The organism is Thauera sp. AutoDN2 (assembly GCF_051280715.1).
Lineage (GTDB): Bacteria > Pseudomonadota > Gammaproteobacteria > Burkholderiales > Rhodocyclaceae > Thauera.
This window is the reverse complement of the sequence record NZ_JBNCAR010000022.1, coordinates 18,004-34,293: the sequence shown is the minus strand read 5'-3', so window position 1 is coordinate 34,293 and position 16,290 is coordinate 18,004. Positions and strand designations below refer to the sequence as shown.

19 protein-coding genes and 1 tRNA gene are annotated in these 16,290 nt (G+C 66.0%); 7 read left to right on the top strand and 13 right to left on the bottom strand.

The annotated features are described in order from the left end of the window. The first annotated feature begins 73 nt into the window (after positions 1 to 73). Genes rapZ through ACPT9U_RS12325 form a run of 3 tightly spaced genes read left to right on the top strand, consistent with a single transcriptional unit; the run spans position 74 to position 1,906 of the window. Positions 74 to 973: an RNase adapter RapZ gene (gene rapZ, locus ACPT9U_RS12335; RefSeq protein WP_435751148.1), complete on the top strand. Its 900-nt coding sequence runs from the start codon at positions 74 to 76 to the stop codon at positions 971 to 973. Then, positions 970 to 1,359: a NusG domain II-containing protein gene (locus tag ACPT9U_RS12330; protein ID WP_435751146.1), complete on the top strand. Its 390-nt coding sequence runs from the start codon at positions 970 to 972 to the stop codon at positions 1,357 to 1,359. Before rapZ ends, ACPT9U_RS12330 begins: the two co-directional genes overlap by 4 nt. Continuing rightward, on the top strand, positions 1,340 to 1,906 hold the full coding sequence (locus ACPT9U_RS12325) for a Gx transporter family protein (RefSeq protein ID WP_435751145.1): 567 nt from the start codon (positions 1,340 to 1,342) through the stop codon (positions 1,904 to 1,906). The genes ACPT9U_RS12330 and ACPT9U_RS12325 overlap by 20 nt, the downstream gene beginning before the upstream one ends. A gap of 59 nt (positions 1,907 to 1,965) precedes the next feature. On the opposite strand, the gene ACPT9U_RS12320 is transcribed toward ACPT9U_RS12325, so the two are convergent. Continuing rightward, positions 1,966 to 2,850 (bottom strand): dienelactone hydrolase family protein, encoded by an 885-nt coding sequence (locus ACPT9U_RS12320; RefSeq protein ID WP_435751144.1) that lies wholly within the window; start codon positions 2,848 to 2,850, stop codon positions 1,966 to 1,968. 144 nt (positions 2,851 to 2,994) lie between these two features. Continuing rightward, a complete protein-coding gene (infA, locus tag ACPT9U_RS12315) occupies positions 2,995 to 3,258 on the bottom strand; it encodes a translation initiation factor IF-1 (protein ID WP_418365349.1) in 264 nt (87 codons plus the stop codon). A gap of 337 nt (positions 3,259 to 3,595) precedes the next feature. Here infA and ACPT9U_RS12310 point away from each other — a divergent pair, with 337 nt between their 5' ends. Then, positions 3,596 to 4,642 carry an ABC transporter substrate-binding protein gene (locus ACPT9U_RS12310; protein ID WP_435751142.1) on the top strand — a complete coding sequence of 349 codons (1,047 nt, stop codon included), beginning with the start codon at positions 3,596 to 3,598 and terminating at the stop codon, positions 4,640 to 4,642. Between the two features lie 5 nt (positions 4,643 to 4,647). After that, complete coding sequence (locus ACPT9U_RS12305; protein ID WP_435751141.1) at positions 4,648 to 6,249, top strand: diguanylate cyclase domain-containing protein; 1,602 nt, start codon at positions 4,648 to 4,650, stop codon at positions 6,247 to 6,249. A 126-nt stretch (positions 6,250 to 6,375) separates the two neighbouring features. Here the strand turns inward: ACPT9U_RS12305 and ACPT9U_RS12300 are convergent. The 11 genes from ACPT9U_RS12300 to ybgC all read right to left on the bottom strand — a co-directional run bounded on the left by ACPT9U_RS12300 (position 6,376) and on the right by ybgC (position 14,340). Continuing rightward, positions 6,376 to 6,451 (bottom strand) — tRNA-Lys (locus ACPT9U_RS12300). A 116-nt stretch (positions 6,452 to 6,567) separates the two neighbouring features. Then, positions 6,568 to 7,680 carry a YeeE/YedE family protein gene (locus tag ACPT9U_RS12295; protein WP_418365352.1) on the bottom strand — a complete coding sequence of 371 codons (1,113 nt, stop codon included), beginning with the start codon at positions 7,678 to 7,680 and terminating at the stop codon, positions 6,568 to 6,570. A 90-nt stretch (positions 7,681 to 7,770) separates the two neighbouring features. Next, complete coding sequence (gene queC, locus ACPT9U_RS12290) at positions 7,771 to 8,478, bottom strand: 7-cyano-7-deazaguanine synthase QueC (RefSeq protein ID WP_435751140.1); 708 nt, start codon at positions 8,476 to 8,478, stop codon at positions 7,771 to 7,773. Positions 8,479 to 8,535: 57 nt separating this feature from the next. Next, positions 8,536 to 9,207: a 7-carboxy-7-deazaguanine synthase QueE gene (queE, locus tag ACPT9U_RS12285; protein ID WP_418365354.1), complete on the bottom strand. Its 672-nt coding sequence runs from the start codon at positions 9,205 to 9,207 to the stop codon at positions 8,536 to 8,538. 4 nt (positions 9,208 to 9,211) lie between these two features. Beyond that, positions 9,212 to 9,937, bottom strand: a complete 726-nt coding sequence (gene ybgF / locus ACPT9U_RS12280) for a tol-pal system protein YbgF (protein ID WP_418365355.1) — start codon at positions 9,935 to 9,937, stop codon at positions 9,212 to 9,214. A 12-nt stretch (positions 9,938 to 9,949) separates the two neighbouring features. Next, complete coding sequence (gene pal, locus ACPT9U_RS12275; RefSeq protein ID WP_435751139.1) at positions 9,950 to 10,459, bottom strand: peptidoglycan-associated lipoprotein Pal; 510 nt, start codon at positions 10,457 to 10,459, stop codon at positions 9,950 to 9,952. A 67-nt stretch (positions 10,460 to 10,526) separates the two neighbouring features. Beyond that, positions 10,527 to 11,804 (bottom strand): Tol-Pal system beta propeller repeat protein TolB, encoded by a 1,278-nt coding sequence (tolB, locus tag ACPT9U_RS12270; protein ID WP_418365357.1) that lies wholly within the window; start codon positions 11,802 to 11,804, stop codon positions 10,527 to 10,529. Between the two features lie 39 nt (positions 11,805 to 11,843). Beyond that, complete coding sequence (locus ACPT9U_RS12265; RefSeq protein WP_435751138.1) at positions 11,844 to 12,785, bottom strand: energy transducer TonB; 942 nt, start codon at positions 12,783 to 12,785, stop codon at positions 11,844 to 11,846. After that, a complete protein-coding gene (locus ACPT9U_RS12260; protein WP_435751137.1) occupies positions 12,782 to 13,195 on the bottom strand; it encodes an ExbD/TolR family protein in 414 nt (137 codons plus the stop codon). The genes ACPT9U_RS12265 and ACPT9U_RS12260 overlap by 4 nt, the downstream gene beginning before the upstream one ends. A gap of 18 nt (positions 13,196 to 13,213) precedes the next feature. Beyond that, complete coding sequence (tolQ, locus tag ACPT9U_RS12255; protein ID WP_418365360.1) at positions 13,214 to 13,882, bottom strand: protein TolQ; 669 nt, start codon at positions 13,880 to 13,882, stop codon at positions 13,214 to 13,216. Continuing rightward, positions 13,879 to 14,340 carry a tol-pal system-associated acyl-CoA thioesterase gene (ybgC, locus tag ACPT9U_RS12250; RefSeq protein WP_435751136.1) on the bottom strand — a complete coding sequence of 154 codons (462 nt, stop codon included), beginning with the start codon at positions 14,338 to 14,340 and terminating at the stop codon, positions 13,879 to 13,881. The genes tolQ and ybgC overlap by 4 nt, the downstream gene beginning before the upstream one ends. Before the next feature lie 187 nt (positions 14,341 to 14,527). Between ybgC and ACPT9U_RS12245 the strand changes: the two genes are divergently transcribed. Both ACPT9U_RS12245 and hslV read left to right on the top strand, forming a co-directional pair. Next, positions 14,528 to 15,679: an STAS domain-containing protein gene (locus ACPT9U_RS12245; RefSeq protein WP_418365362.1), complete on the top strand. Its 1,152-nt coding sequence runs from the start codon at positions 14,528 to 14,530 to the stop codon at positions 15,677 to 15,679. Between the two features lie 69 nt (positions 15,680 to 15,748). After that, positions 15,749 to 16,285: an ATP-dependent protease subunit HslV gene (gene hslV, locus ACPT9U_RS12240; RefSeq protein WP_418365363.1), complete on the top strand. Its 537-nt coding sequence runs from the start codon at positions 15,749 to 15,751 to the stop codon at positions 16,283 to 16,285. The last annotated feature ends 5 nt before the right edge of the window (positions 16,286 to 16,290 follow it).

Here is a 16,290-nt window from a genome sequence, read left to right as displayed (position 1 = left end):
CGGCGGCCCGCATGCACGACGGCCCGCCGACGCTGGGGTATAGTGTCCGCGGGCCTTTTCTTCTCCTGGATCGATGCAGATCGTACTCATCAGCGGGCTTTCGGGTTCGGGCAAGAGCATCGCGCTCAACGTGCTTGAGGACGCGGGCTACTATGTCGTGGACAACCTTCCCGCCGCTCTGCTGCCCGGCTTGGTCGAGCACCTGCGCGGGGCAGGCTGGGAGCGCATCGCGGTGGCGGTGGACATGCGTTCCGGCGCAAGCATCGAGGCCCTGCCCAAGGTCGTCGAGGCCTTGCGTGCGGAGGTGCGCGACCTGCGCTTCATCTTTCTCGATGCGCGTGACGACACGCTGATCGCGCGTTTCTCCGAGACTCGGCGGCGTCACCCGCTCGCGACCGGGGGGACGAGCGTTGAAGAGGCGATTCACCACGAGCGCGACGCCCTTGAGTGCATCGCCGAGCTTGGCCACAGAATCGACACCAGCGACATGCACCCGAACACGCTGCGCGCCTGGGTGAAGGATTTCATCCAGATGTCTGCGGCGCAGGGCATGACCCTGATGTTCGAGTCCTTCGGCTTCAAGTACGGCATCCCACTCGATGCCGACCTCGTGTTCGATGTGCGCTGCCTGCCCAATCCACACTACGACCCCAAGCTGCGCCCGCTGACCGGGCGCGACCAGCCGGTGGTCGATTTTCTGCAGCGTGTGCCCGAGGTCGGGCGCATGTGCCAGGACATCCATGATTTTCTTGCGGGCTGGTTGCCCGCCTACCTGCGGGACAACCGCAGCTACCTCACCGTGGCGATCGGCTGCACTGGCGGGCAGCATCGCTCGGTGTATATAGCCGAGTGGCTCGCGGTGCGTTTTCGCGACCAACTCGACGTGATCGTCCGCCACCGCTCTGCGGCGAGGCGTGCAGCGGATCGTGCCGCGGCGCGCGTGCATGCACCGGAGAACGGTAGCGACACGTGAAGCGCTTCCTGAGTTCATGGCGCGACCTGCTTCGCCCAGGGGATGTGCTTGTAGCGCTGGCGGGGCTGTTCGTGTGCGCTTACGCTCTGCTGAGCCTGTGGCGCGGCGGTGCGCCCGACGGGGCGGTGGTCCGTGCGGGTGGCAAGGTGGTGGCCAGGGTCGACCTGGGCCGCGAGCGATTCATCGAGGTGCCCGGGCCGCTTGGCGTGACGTTGATCGAGATCCGGCCAGGCCGTGCGCGCGTCGCGTCGGACCCGGGGCCCAGGCAATATTGTGTGCGTCAGGGCTGGCTGACCCAGGCCGGGGCGGTGGCGATCTGCGCACCGAACGAGGTCAGCTTGAGCCTTACCGGCGGGGTGGCGGAGTATGACTCCCTCAACTATTGAAATCCGGCCTACGCCTGAGGATCGCAGGATCGCGCGCCATGCGGCGGCGGCCATCGTTCTTACGGTCGCGGAGGCGGCGATCCCCTTGCCGCTGCCCGGGGTCAAGCCCGGTCTTGCCAACATCGTCACCCTGGTGGTGCTGGCGCGATGGGGGTGGCGCGAGGCGGTGTGGGTGTCCCTGCTGCGCGTGCTGGCCGGCAGCCTCCTGCTCGGCCAGTTCCTGGCGCCGGGATTCTTCCTGAGCCTTGCGGGGGCGCTCGCCAGCCTGCTGGTGCTGGGGCTGGCCATGCATCTGCCGCAGCGCTGGTTCGGGCCGGTCAGTCACAGCATCCTCGCTGCCTTCGCCCATATCGGCGCCCAGCTGATCGTGGCGCGGCTATGGCTGGTGCCTCACGATGGCGTGTTCTATCTGTTGCCGGTGTTCTCGCTCGCGGCCGTGGTGTTCGGCTTGGCGAATGGGCTCGTGGCAGCCCGACTGCTGCGGGAGCTGGAGCCAGTTGCGTCCCGGCGGGTTGTGGATCATGGCGCGAACGGCGTGCGGCGCTGACGTGCGCCGGTGAAGGGGGCATGTAGGCGCGCCCGTGCTGGGCGCGCACTATACGATGCTCAGCCGCGCTGGTTCGCGAACCAGTCCAGCAGCCGCTTCCAGCCATCCTCTGCCTCTGCCTTGCGATAGCTGGGCCGGTAGTCCGCATGGAAGGCGTGCGGCGCATCGGGATAGACGTGGATGGTGCTTTGCGCACCCGCCTGCTCCAGCGCCTCGCGCATCGCGTCGACATCCTCCAGCGGAATCCCCTGGTCCTGGCCGCCGTACAGGCCGAGCACCGGCGCATGCAGGGCGCCGGCAATGTCGATCGGGTGATGCGGGCTCTTGTCCGAGGGCAGGCCATCGAGCCGGCCGTACCAGGCGACGCCTGCCTTCAGCGCGGGATTGTGTGCGGCGTACAGCCAGGTGATGCGACCGCCCCAGCAGAAGCCGGTGATGCCGAGCCAGTCCGGGCTGCCGCCGTGGTTGCGGGCCCAGCTCGCACACGCATCGAGGTCATTCATGACCTGCGCATCGGGCACCTGCGAGACGATCTTCTGCAGGATCTCGCCCACGCTTTCGATGCTGCGCGGGTCGCCCTGGCGGAAGAACAACTCGGGGGCTACGGCCAGGTAGCCCTCGTGCGCGAGACGGCGACAGACGTCGCGGATGTGCTCGTGTACGCCAAAGATCTCCTGAACCACGAGAACCACTGGTTGAGGCGTGGTGCTCGCGGGGCGGGCGTAGTAGACGGGGAGAGCGCCACCTTCGACCTCGATCGTGGCGTCGCCGGTGTCCAGCTCCCCAGGCTCGGTGTGGATCGTGGTGCTGGCCTGGACCGGCTGCACGGCAAGCGCGAAACCGGCAGCCGCGAGCGTGGTGACAAAGCCGCGCCGGTCGAGCCGGGCAGAAGGCAGCAGGGCGTCGAAATCGGCCTGCTTGTCGAGGTGGGGGCGATGGGGCATGGTCGATGTCTCCTATGGCTTCACTTTTAGAATCACTCCAAAAGTGAAGCATGCGAGCCGACCAAAGGCAAGCACTCCGCGGGTGCGGTGAGCCGGGCCGCCGCCGCGCATGCGCCCTCAGGGCGCAGCGGGCGGACGGGGTGTTCAGCGACGGCGCTGAGGTGCTGCGGTGGCGCCTGCAGGACGGCCGGGCAGGTGGCGGAACGTGATGCGCCCCTTGCTCAGATCATAGGGGGACATCTCGAGCGAGACGTTGTCGCCCGCGATGATACGGATGTGGTGCTTGCGCATCTTGCCGCCCGAGTAGGCGATCAGGTTGTGACCGTTGTCGAGGGTCACGCGGTAGCGGCCGTCGGGCAGTACCTCGGTGACGGATCCGTGCATTTCGATGAGTTCTTCCTTGGCCATGTCGAGGCTCCTTGTCTTACGCCGCCTGCCCCCGCGCTCCATGCTGCGGGGTCAGCCTGCCGTATCTGGGCTTGGGTAGGGGAATTCCGTGCAGCGGCTAGGCTGCATCGGCCTGGTTTTCAAGGCGGTTTCTGTCGATTTCGGGCGCCTTGAAGACCTGCGCCGGCAGAAAACGCATTCTGGTTCGGCGATTCTGGAGGCGGAGCGCTTACGCGCTTCGAATCGTCGCCGCGGTGCGCTCTGGACACTGCCTTGAGCGTGGCAATGCCGTGAGTCGATTGAAAAAATTGATTGAAATCGAACCCCATGATAATACCTTTTTCTTGTTCTGAAGTCCATGCGTGGCGCGGATCACACTGCAGCCCCATGGTGGTGGCGCACGCGTTACGAGGGTGGGATATGCTCACGGCTCATGCTGCGCCGTCGTTTCCTGTCCCTCCTTGCCGCCTCGATTGCCGTCCCGCCCTTTGCGACAGCGTGTCGCAAACAGGGAGCGTTTCGCGTCGGGATTCATCCGTGGCCCGGTTATGAGCCACTCTATCTCGCGCGGGAGTTCGGCTGGCTGCCGGCTGCTGTCGACTTGCGGGCGGGGCGTAATGCCGGCGATTCGATCGCGGCTATGGTCGCAGGGGAGGTCGATGCCGCAGCGTTGACGCTCGACGAGGTGCTGGTCGTGCGGGATCAGGGGGTGCACGCCAGCGTCGTGCTGGTGTTCAACCACTCGGTGGGTGCCGATGCGGTGATGGTGCGCGCGGAAATCGAGTCTCCGGCACAGGTTCGCGGGCGCCGGGTGGCGCTGGAGCGTGGTGCGGTAGGGGAGTTCGTGCTGCACAGGCTCCTGCAGGCCGCCGGGTTGCGGGAGGTCGACGTCACCCTGATCGACATTCCCCCGGACCGGCAACTCGATGCGTGGCGTGCGGGCGAGATGGACGTCGCGATTGCCTACGAGCCCGCGCTTTCCCTGCTCGAACGTGAGGGCGGACGGCGTATCTTCGACAGTCGGCAGTTTCCAGGCCTCATCTTCGACGTGCTCGCGGTGCGGAGCGATCGTCTGAGTGGGCAGAAGAAAGTACTTGATGCCCTGTTGGCGGCACATTTTCGTGCGCTCGCACACATGCGCGTGAACCGTGAGGACGCGCTGCGTCGGATCGGTGCCTGGCGGGGCCTTGGTTTCGAGGAGACCGAGCGCAGTTTCGCCGGGCTGAGCCTACCGGACGTATTGGGGAACCGCGCCTATCTCGATCCCGCGGGGGCGCGTAGCATCGTTCCGGCCGCGCGTGAGCTGGCGGGGCTGATGCGCGGTGCCGGTCGTCTTACGTCCGATGACCGTCTCGATCGGCTTGTCGATCCGGACTTCCTTCCGCGCAACCGGGTGTCCCTGTGATCGCGTTGGCGAAGCGCGCCCTGCTCGCGCTGCTCCTGCTTGTAGCTCTGCCGGCGCAGGCGGCGCAGGAGCTGGTGCTGGGGGTCTTCGCGTTCCGTCCGAAGCCGGTGATGATCGAGCGGTACCAGCCCCTTGCTGATTACCTTTCCACCAAACTCGGTGGCGTGCGGGTGAGGCTGGAGGTGCTGGAGCAGAGCGAGCTCGAGGAGGCCGTGGCGACGCACCGGATCGATCTGGTCATGACGAACCCGACGCACTACTTGTTGCTGCGCGTGCATAGCAGCCTGTCCGGTGCACTGGCGACCGTGATTTCCGCGCAGGACGGCAGTATGGTGAGCACGCTTGGTGGCGTCATCATCACCAGAGCGGAGCGCACGGATCTCGTGCGGCTTCAGGATCTGAGGGGGCGGCGAATCGCGATCTCCGGTCCGCGCTTCATGGGCGGCTACCAGGCCCAGGTATTCGAACTCATCCAGGCTGGCGTACGGGTGCCAGAAGATGTCGATTTTCTCGAAGTCGGGCGTCACGATGCCGTCGTCGAGGCGGTGCTGGAAGGGCGCGCCGATGTGGGATTCGTCCGTACCGGCATCCTGGAAAGTCTCGCCGCGGAGGGGCGCCTCGACCCCGCCCGCCTGCAGGTGATCCATCGCCAGCGGCTGGCGGGTTACCCGTATGCGGTGTCGACCCGGCTATATCCGGAATGGCCTTTCGTTGCGCTGCCGCATGTGGAGGGCGCGATGGTCCGGCGCATATCGGCCGCGTTGCTCAGCCTTGAGGCTTCGCACCCGGCCGCACGTGCAGCCTACATCGGCGGCTTTTCGCCGCCGCTCGACTATCTGCCCGTGGAAACCCTGGCGCGCACGCTGCGTCTGCCGCCCTTCGATGCGGCGCCGCCCTTCTTGTGGCGGGACGTATGGAGCAGATATGCGGCGTTCATTGTTGCGCTGGGTGTCGCGGCGGGGCTCGTGGTGGTGCTGTTCCTGATGGTGGCACGCCGCAACCGCCAGCTTGCGCAGTCAGTTGCCGCATTGGTGGAGGCGCAGGCTGCCCTGCATCACATTGCTTACCACGACGCGCTGACCGGGTTGCCGAACCGCGCCTTGCTGGCGGACAGGCTGCGTCAGGACATGCGGCGTGCGCGCCGTGACGGGCACAGGATCGCAGTGGCATACATCGATCTGGATGGATTCAAGGCCGCCAACGACACCTACGGCCATGCGGTGGGGGATCGCCTGCTGGTCGAGGTGGCGGGCAGGCTGCGTGAGGTATTGCGTGATGGGGATACCGTCGCCAGGCTAGGCGGGGATGAATTCGTCGCGGTACTGTCGGGCGTGGAGCCCAGGCACCAGGGCGTGGCCGTCATCGAGCGCCTGCTTGCCGCGATTGCGGAGCCGGTCAGCATCGAGGGGCGCACGCTGCAAGTGTCGGGCAGTGTCGGCGTGAGCTATTTTCCGCAGGATGGAGAGATCGAGGCGGATCAGCTGCTACGGCAGGCGGATCGCGCCATGTACGATGCGAAAACCGCTGGGCGGAACTGCTACAGGATCTTTCGGCCCGACGAGGCCGCGTTTGACGAGGGTGTCGCCACGCGCCGGGAATACGCCTGAGCGGACGATCGTGGCGCGGAGGGCATGAAAGCTCTCCGCGGTGGGCCTTGACAGTGCACGGATGGTGCGCGCCGTACAAACAAAAAGAGCCTTGGTTGACCAAGGCCCTGTCTGCTTCGTTTTTGATGGTAGGCCGTGCTGGGCTCGAACCAGCGACCAACGGATTAAAAGTCCGCTGCTCTACCAACTGAGCTAACGACCCGAAAAACGAGCGCGAATTATAGTTGCGGCCAGCATGGCGTGTCAAATTTTCTGTCGGTTTTTCCGCATGATGGCGGGCCGTCGTGAAGGGGCTACCCGCCCTCTCTGGCATCCCGGTCAGGCATCGGCATCGCGCATCAGCAGCCAGTACTGGAGTTTGAGCGTTGCGGCCGAACCTGCAATGATCGCCGCGGTGCTGAGCAGGGCGCCGAGTGCGAGCGTGGACAGGCCGGTGACGCCCTGGCCAATCGTGCACCCTAGGGCGGTGACGCCACCGAAGCCCATCAGGAGGCCTCCGCCCATGTGGCGCACGAGATCTCCTGCGTCGCGAAAACTCTCGATGCGGAAGCCCCGGCTGCTCAGTGCATGCACTGCCGAGCCCGCGATGACGCCGAGCGCGCTGGCGATGCCGAAGGTCACGACCCTGCTGGTGTCGCTCCACATCTGCAGGAGTTCGAGGATGTAGGCGTAAGGGCCAACGAAGGTGAGGGACTCGGCACGCCCACTGTTGGTGGCGATGAAGGCTTCCTCAAGCGTTTCCGGGTGTTCGGCGATGTAACCGATGTGCCCGCTCACATACCATCCGGCGATGACCGTGGCGCCGACGACGAGGCCGCCCAGCAGGACGTCGCCACGCCACGCCTCGCGGCTCGCTAGCGACCACAGCGCGAGCCCGCCGCCGAGTGCTGCCATGCACAGCAGCAGCGCCGCGGATGGATCCATGCCTGCCGCTGCGACGAAAGCGGGAAGGTCCTGGCCGTGGGGCAACTGGATCGAAACCGCGTCGAGGTAGTTCACCCGCCACACCCCGAACAAGCCGCGCAAGGTCATGGATGCTCCGATCGCCACGAATACGAAGACCACGATCGACTTCAGGTTGCCGCCGCCGATGCGGATCAGGGTCTTGCTGCCACAGCCGGAGGCGAGGGTCATGCCGATGCCGAAACACGCACCGCCCACCAGATGCGACAGCCAGATCAGGCGACTGGAGGTATAGATGGATTTCGAAGCATCGAACAGGCCGAGCGCCTGCAGGGCGCCGGTGCCCAGGATGGCGACGGCGACTGCCAGCGCCCACATGCGCATGCGGTTCCAGTCACCCATGTTCACGATGTCGGACACCGCGCCCATGGTGCAGAAGTTGCTGCGGCTGCCTGCATAACCGAACACGGCGCCGATGGCGAAAGCGAGCCAGACGATGGTCGTGGCGGAGACCAGGGGTTCTTCCATGATGTTGGGGGTTCCAGGCCGAGTACCGGCGTGCGTGCTTGTCCGGGAGTGGTGGAACGATTCTAAACGCGAATCAGCCCGCCGTCCTTGTCATGCGGTTTGTGGCTGGTAGCGGGTCGGATCGGGAACGCCGGCTGTGGCGAAGCCTGCGGCGCGCAGCCGGCAGGCCTCGCAGCGCCTACAGGCGCGACCGTCCTCGTCCGCCTGGTAACAGGTGACCGTGATGCCGTAGTCGACCCCAAGGGCCGCGCCGCGACGGATGATGTCCGCTTTGCTGAGCTCGATCAGCGGGGCATGGATGCGCAGGGGACGGCCTTCGACGCCGGCCTTGGTGGCAAGCCTCGCCATTGTCTCGAAGGCGCGGATGAACTCGGGCCTGCAGTCCGGGTAGCCGGAGTAGTCGATGGCGTTGACGCCGATGAAGATGTCGCTGGCGCCGAGCACTTCCGCCCAGGCGAGGGCGATGGAAAGCATCACGGTGTTGCGCGCCGGGACGTAGGTGACCGGGATGCCCGCGCCGGGTTCGCTGGTTGGCACTGCGATGTTCGGGTCGGTCAGCGCGGAGCCGCCGAACTGCCCCAGGTTAACACTGGCCACCCGGTGTTCGCGGGCACCAAGGGCTGCGGCGACTCGCCCTGCGGCCTGAAGCTCTGCGGTATGCCGCTGGCCGTAAGCGACCGAGAGGGCGTGGGCCTCGAAGCCCATGTCATGCGCGATCGCAAGGCAGGTGGCGGAGTCGAGCCCGCCGGAAAGCAGCACGACGGCGCGCGGTGCGGAGGCAGGAGGAGGCGCTTTCATACGGTATTTTTCCATCAGTGGAGCGCAGCCGGGTGCGCCCCGTGCAGTGCCCGGGGCTCAGCGGCCCCGGGCGTCGTTCCAGAGCACTTTGTGCAGTTGAAGCTGGAAGCGTGCCGGCAGGCGGTCGCGGACCAGCCATTCGGCCAGCGTGGCGGGCTCGATGGCGCCTGCGACCGGAGAAAGCAACACTTCGCAGCGACGGTCGAGCGCATGCTCGTTGATCATCTGCCGCGCCCAGGCGTAGTCCTCGGCGTCGGCGAGCACGATCTTGACCTCATCGCCCGCCCGCAGCAGGGGAATGTTCTCGTAGCGATTCTTCGCGACCTCGCCGGAGCCTGGTGCTTTGAGGTCCATGATCCGAGCTACGCGCGGGTCAACCGCGCCGATGTCCAGCGCACCACTGGTTTCGAGCGAGACGGCGTAGCCGGCGTCGCACAGCGCGCTCAACAGGGGCAGGCAGCCTTTTTGCGCGAGCGGCTCGCCGCCGGTGACACAGACATGGCGCAGACCGTGTCCGGCAACCTGGGCGAGGATGTCCTCGAGGGCGAGCGTCGCGCCGCCGCTGAAGGCATACGCGGTGTCGCACCAGGTACAGCGTAGGGGGCAGCCCGTCAGACGCACGAAGACTGTGGGCAGTCCGACGCTGGACGACTCTCCCTGTACGGAGGCGAATATCTCGGTGATGCGCAGGCGAACGGCTGCAGCCGCGCCCAAATCCCTCTCCGGCATGGACTCAGGATGTGCCGAGCCGCTGGCGCGCCACTTGAGCAGCGTTGCTCTGCGGATAGCGTTCGGTCAGCGACTTCAGTGTGTTGCGCGCGCTGGTGGCGTCACCCATGGCCTGCTGGCTGTTGGCCAGGCCCAGCATTGCGTCGGGTGCGACATTGTCGTTAGGCCATTTTTCGATCACGGTCTTGAAGTGACGGGTGGCGCTTGCCACGTCACGGGCCTGCAGGGCAGCGTTCCCCGCCCAGAAATGGGCGCCTGCAGTGAAGTCGCCGCTCGGGTAGCGCTCAGTGAAGGCCTGGAAAGCGGCGAGCGCCTCCTTGTGCTTGCCGTCCTTGAGCAGATTCAGTGCGCCCTGGTACTCGGCCGACTCCTGGGCCGGGTCGGCGGCCACGCCGGGCGCAGGGGCTGTGCCCGTGCCGCCGCCTTCCAGGTGACGCAGGCGTGCGTCGAGGTCCACATAGAAATCCTTCTGCCGCTGTTTGAGCGTTTCCACTTCGTTCATCAGCAACTCGATCTGGCCACGCAGGCGGGCCACCTCGGCTCGCAGCTGTTCGTTCTGCATGGCGAGTTCGAGCTGGCCGCGGCTCGTAGTCTCAAGCTGGCCCTGGACATCCTGGCGCAGCTGGATGATCTGGTTGCGTGCCTCGGTATCCCCCCCGAAAAGCTGGGCATGGGCCGGGCCCGCCGGGCTCAGGGCGAGAAAGACGGCAAGCGGCAGAAGGCGTTTCATGTCGGGACTCTCTTAGAACTCGCCCGAGTACAGCATGTCGCCGCGGCGGTTCTCGGCGTAGCAGTTCTCGGTGCGATCATCGCAACGGGGCTTCTCTTCACCCAGGCTCACGGACTCGATCTGCGATTCCTGCGCGCCCAGCAGCAGCAGAGCCTGCTTGACGACGTCAGCACGCTTCTGACCCAGCGCGAGGTTGTACTCACGGCTGCCGCGCTCGTCGGTATTGCCCTGGACGAGCATGCGCATCTGCGGGTTCTGGACGAGGAAGCGGGCATGGGCTTCGATCAGCGGACGTGCCTCGGGCTTGATGACGAAGCTGTCGAAGTCGAAGAACACGCTGCGCTTGGACAGGATGTTGTTCGGGTCGGTCAGCGCTGCGATGCCGCTGCCGCTCAGGCTGGACGCGTCGACGGTGGCCACGCCGGAACGGTCTTCGACCGAGGCGCCGGAGGTTTCGGGGCCCGTGCTCGAGCAGGCCGCGAGCGTCATGGCCAGCAGGGCGGGGAGGATGAGTTTCTTCATGGGTGATGCTCCAGTACGTGAATTATGGACAGCAGAGAGTTTTGCGGCTTGGCTGCCGCTTCTTGGATTACCGGATCCTCGGACCCCAGGCGGGTTCGCGGACATCGGCGGCCTGCACCGTAAGCCGCTGCCGGATGCGCCCGTCGGTCGACACCGCGGACAGCACGCCTCGCCCGCCACTGTCGGTGGCGTAAAGGATCATGCGGCCGCTGGGGGCGAAGCTGGGCGATTCGTCGCGTGCCGAATCGGTGAGGATGGTGGTCTGCCGGGTGGCGAGATCCTGCACGGCCACCTGGAAGCGGCCGGCATTGCGGGTGATGAAGGCGAGCAGCTTGCCGTCGAACGAGAGCCGCGGCGAGACGTTGTAATTGCCTTCGAAGGTCACCCGCTGGGCGCTGCCGCCGCTGGCAGGAATGCGGTAGATCTGCGGGCTGCCACCGCGATCCGAGGTGAAGTAGATGTTGCCGTCCGCGCCCCAGAACGGCTCGGTGTCGATGCCGGAGGATTGCGCGAGCCGGCGCACGCCCGAGCCGTCGGCGCCCACTACATAGAGCTGGGATAGCCCGTCCTTGGTCAGCACCACCGCCAGCTGGCTGCCGTCGGGCGACCAGGCGGGTGCAGAGTTCGAGCCCTTGAAGTTGGCGACCACGCGGCGTTGCCCTGTGGCGAGCGTGTGCACGTAGACGATGGGCTTCTTCTGCTCGAAGGACACGTACGCGAGGCGCTGTCCGTCCGGCGACCACGCGGGCGAGATGATGGGCTCGCGCGAGCGCAGGGCGGTGGCGGGGTTCATGCCATCGGCGTCGGCGACCTGGAGTTCGAAGTTGGGGCCGGACTTGATCACGTAGGCGATGCGGGTGGCGAAATAGCCCGGCAGCCCGGTGAGCTTCTCGTACACGAAGTCGGCGATGCGGTGGCCGACGAGTCGATTCTGTGCCGGACTCATGGGCAGCGCCATGGCGCCCAGTTCCTGCTGCTTCTGAGCGTCGAAGAGGCGGAAGCGTACCTCGTAGCGGCCGTCGCTGAGCGGAATCAGGCTGCCGGTGAGCACGGCGTCGGCGCCGCGGCTGCGCACGGCGGCGAGGTCGGGCAGCACCGATTCGGGCATCGGCAGCGGGCCAGTGTCGATCAGTGCGAACAGGCCGCTGCGCTCGAGGTCGGCGCGCACCACGTCGGTGACACTTTGCGGCAGGCGGCCTTCGTTCTCGAAGATCGGGATGATGACCGGAAAGCGGGAGGCCCCGGTACCGGTGATTTCGATCGATAGCTGCGCCTGGGCGCCAAGCGCGAGGCTGGCAAGCAGGGTCAGGACGAAGAGTCGGAAGGCGTTGAAGGTTCTGATCATGGGTTCTTGCTCCAGCCGCGAATTATAGACATGGCGGGCTCAATCTTCGGCCAGCGGACGGAATTTCAGTTCGAGGGTGCGCTGGAACTGGCTGCGGTTCTCAGGTAGTGGCAAGGGGCTTGAGCGCCGGATTGCGCGCTCGATCGCCTCGTCGAGCGCCGCAATGCCCGAACTGCGCTTGAGGCGCACGTTCAGCACTTCGCCGCTCGGCAACTGATCGACCTCGAAAACCGCTTCCGGGTTGCCGCTGAGGCCGGGTGGGCGCAGCAAGTTGCCGCGCACCTTGGCTGCAACGGCGGCGCGGTACTTGTCGATATCGCCGCCGGGCGCGCCCTGTCCTGCCGGGCCCTGTGCTGCAACGCGCGCGCCCTCCTGTGCCATCAGGCTGGCCAGGCGTGCCTGCTCGGCACGCTGGAGTTCCTGCTCCAGGCGCTGCGCGGTCGGGTCAGGAGCGGGTTTGGGCAGTGGCTTCGGTTCGGGTTTGGGCTTTGGCTCAGGCTTTGGCTTCGGTTTGGGCTCGGGCTCGGGCTTGGGTTCGGGCTTTGGCTTCGGTTTGGGCTCGGGCTTGTGGGCTGGCTTGGGCGGCTCGGGTTCCTTTTCGGGTGCCTTCGTTGCGATCTCTGGTTTGGGCTCGGGCTTGGGCGCTGGTTTCGGAGGCTCGGGTTTAGGCGGCTCGGGTTTGGGTTCGGGGGTGGGTTTGGGTTCGGGGGTGGGCTCGGGTCTGGGGGCAGGTGCCGGCTGCGGCTTGGGTGTCGGCGCGGGCGCGGGACGTACAGTGGGGGCTGCCGTGTGTGCGGGCGCGCCGGTCAGACCGACTTCGAGCGCGGCCGGTGGTGCGCTCTGCCAGCGCACACCGAAGAACAGAAACAGCGCAAGGGCCAGATGGACCGCAAGGGTCAGGCCCAGTGCAGCCCACTTCCCCGGCGGATCCCGCTGCTCGCGGCGTGCGTCGGCCTGCGCAGGCACTGCGTTGGCCCTCATCGGCTGCTGCCACCGGCCTGGGTTTGCAGGCTGATCTTGCGGATGCCGGCCAAACGGGCCGTTTCGAGCACGTCGATGACCTGCTGGTAGTTCAGGCTCCGATGCGCAGCGACGAGGAAGGTCTGCTCGGCATTGGCGGCGACGATGTCGGCGAGCGTAGTCTGCAAGGCGGTTGCGGAGATCGTCTCGGGCTGCGCGCCCGTCTTGCGGATGATCGAGTACACACCCTTCTCATCCACCTGGATCACCATCGCCTCGGTCGGCGGTGCGGATACCTGGCCAGCAGAAGGGACTTCGATGGAGCCGGTCTGGATCATCGGCGCGGTGACCATGAAGATCACCAGCAGCACCAGCATGACGTCGATGTAGGGGACGACGTTGATCTGGTTCATGAGACGGCGTTGGCGCATCGGTCGCTCTCCGTCCGCTCAGCGCAGGTTGCGCTGCAGGATGTTGGAGAACTCCTCCATGAAGCTCTCGAAGCGGATGCCGAGGCGGTCGATGTCGTGTGCAAAGCGGTTGTAGGCGACCACGGCCGGGATTGCGGCAAACAGGCCGATCGCGGTGGCGACCAGTGCTTCCGCGATGCCCGGGGCAACCTGGGCGAGGGTGGCCGAACCCACGCTGGAGAGGCCGCGGAAGGAGTTCATGATCCCCCACACGGTACCGAGAAGGCCGATGTAGGGCGATACCGAGCCCACTGAGGCGAGGAAGGCGAGATGGGCTTCAAGGTCGTCGATCTCGCGCTGATGCGTGGCGCGCATGGCGCGGCGCGCGCCGTCGAGCGTGGCGCCGTGGTCGTGGCCCTTGGCGCGCAGCTTGGTGAACTCGCGGTAGCCTGCCTCGAAGATGCGCTCCATGCCTTCAGCCTGGTTGCGGCTGGCGGATTCGTACAGGGTGTTCAGATCGCCACCGCTCCAGAACTCGCGCTCGAAGCGGTCGGTTTCGGCACGCGCCTGGCGGATCTGGAAGGACTTGCGAAAGATCCAGTACCACGACACGAGCGAAAGCGCGGCGAGCAGCGCCATCACGAGCTGGACGAGGACGCTTGCCTGCGAGATCAGGCTGATGATGGAAAGGTCGTGCGTGACGGTCATGCTTGGCTTCGGATCGAGGAGAGCAGGTTGGGCGGGATCGCCGTGGGTTTGTTTAGCTTCATGTCGACGCAGGCAAGCTGGGCCTGCGCGGTAAACAGCAGCTGCCCGCTACGCAGGATCGACTGCTTGAAGACGATGCTTGCGCGGCGCAGGCTTTCGATGCGGGTCTGCACTTCGAGTTCGTCGTCGAGACGGGCAGGGGACAGAAAATCCGCCTGCACCGAGCGCACGACGAAGCCGATGCCGGCCTCCGACAGCAGTGCCTGCTGGCTGACGCCGAGTGCGCGAAGCCACTCCGTGCGGGCTCTTTCGCAGAACTTGAGATAGTTCGCGTAGTACACGACGCCCCCCGCATCGGTGTCTTCGTAATAGACTCGCAAGAAATGGCTGCGAGCACCGGCGTCTTGCGGCGCAGAAGTCGCGCTCGCCCCGCGGGAGACCGTGCTATGTGGTTGCATCGCAGCATTCTAGCCGAGCCTCTCTCGTGGGTGCACGCGTGTTGCAATTGTTGATGATTGTTTTGACAATTTCTCCTTAGTCTCTGTCTTGAAAGAAATTTTCTGAAAATGTTGTTCGCCGTTTCAGGGTTGTCCGGCGGTGTCCGCCGGGGGCGCTGAGACGGGACCGATTGGTTGGGATACGACTGTGGCACTTCCCTTTTTTGGCAGGAAGAACACCCCCCGTGAGCTTGCTCCGGAGCAGGTGCACGCCAACGTTCAGGAGCCTGCGCCGCCTCCGACAGAGCTCTCGGAGCTGAATTTCGATTCGGCGCATGGCGATGAGCAGGTCGAGGTCCAGGAGTGCGGGGGCGGTATCGGCGCCGTGTTCGAGGATGCCGCGGTGCTCTACGCCAATGGCAACGAAGGGGAGGCGCTTGCCCTGCTCGAGCCGGCCGTGACCGGCGAGGGCGCCGACGTGGGCGAGGGGGCCTGGTTGATGCTCCTGGATCTGCTTCGCCTGCGCGGCATGGCGGAGCGGTTCGAATCGCGGGTCATCGATTACGCAACGCGCTTCGAGCGCTCACCGCCGCCCTGGGAGGACCTTTCCGGCATGGGCGCCCGGCCACGGGCTGGCGGCTTTCCGCTGATCAACCTCAGTGGCCAGCTTTCGGCCGCGGCCGAACGTCAGTTTCAGCAGATCACCCAGATCGGGCGGCGTAGCGGCGGGATCCGTATCGACGTCAGCAAGGTCAAGGGCGTGGATGACGGAGGCTGCGGGGTGTGGCGGCGCACGCTCGCGGAGCTCGCCGCCGAGCGCATCGAGTTCAGCTTGCTCAACGTGGATTCGCTCGCGGCGCTGCTCGAGAAGCGGCTGAGCGTTGGGCGGGCTGAGGAGCGTGACACTTGGTTGATGCTGCTCGAGCTGCTGCAGTATGCCGGCGATCAGGCGCGCTTCGAAAACCTCGCGGTGGATTTTGCGGTTACCTTCGAAGAGTCGCCTCCGTCGTGGGAGCAGCGCGCCGCTAAGACGGACGCCGGCGCGGCCCCGACCCCGGCGCGGCCGGAGCCGGTCAGCACGGCGTCCGACGCCTTCGTCTTCGAGGGCGAACTCAGCGGCTCGGGTAACGACAGCCTCAAGCAACTGGCGGTCTTTGCCGCCGAGCGCCGGGAGCTCACGGTGGACTGTCGGCGCCTGCGCCGGATCGACTTCGTCTGCGCCGGAACCTTGTTCAACATTCTCGTCACCCTGCAGGCTCAGGGTAAACTCGTGCGTCTCGTCAATGTGAACGCCATGGTGGCGGGCTTGCTGCGCGTGATGAGCGTGGATCAGGTGGCGAAGGTCACCCTGCGCCATTGAGCAAGCTGTACGAGCCATCCCTGCATCCGCAAACCCTGAGCGCCGGCACCGGGCCGGCGAGGAATCATCATGGAACAATATCGCGGCACCACCATCCTGTCGGTGCGGCGCGGCAATCGCGTCGCTCTTGGCGGGGACGGCCAGGTCACCCTGGGCAACATCGTCATCAAGGCCTCGGCGCGCAAGGTACGCACGCTCTACAACGGTCAGATCCTTGCCGGTTTCGCGGGTGGCACTGCGGATGCCTTCACCTTGTTCGAGCGGTTCGAGGCCAAGCTCGACAAGCACCAGGGCAACCTGCTGCGCAGCGCAGTCGAGCTCGCCAAGGACTGGCGCACCGACCGCATGCTGCGCCGGCTCGAGGCCATGCTGGCGGTGGCCGACCGTGAGCATTCACTCGTGATCACCGGCAATGGCGACGTGCTCGAACCGGAGCAGGGCATCGTTGCCATCGGTAGCGGTGGCGCCTACGCCCAGGCTGCAGCGCGTGCGCTGATCGAGAACACCGAACTCGATCCCAAGGAAGTCGTGTCCAAGGCGCTCGGCATTGCCGGCGACCTGTGCATCTACACCAATCACCATCACACCATCGAAGTGCTGGATTGAGGCTG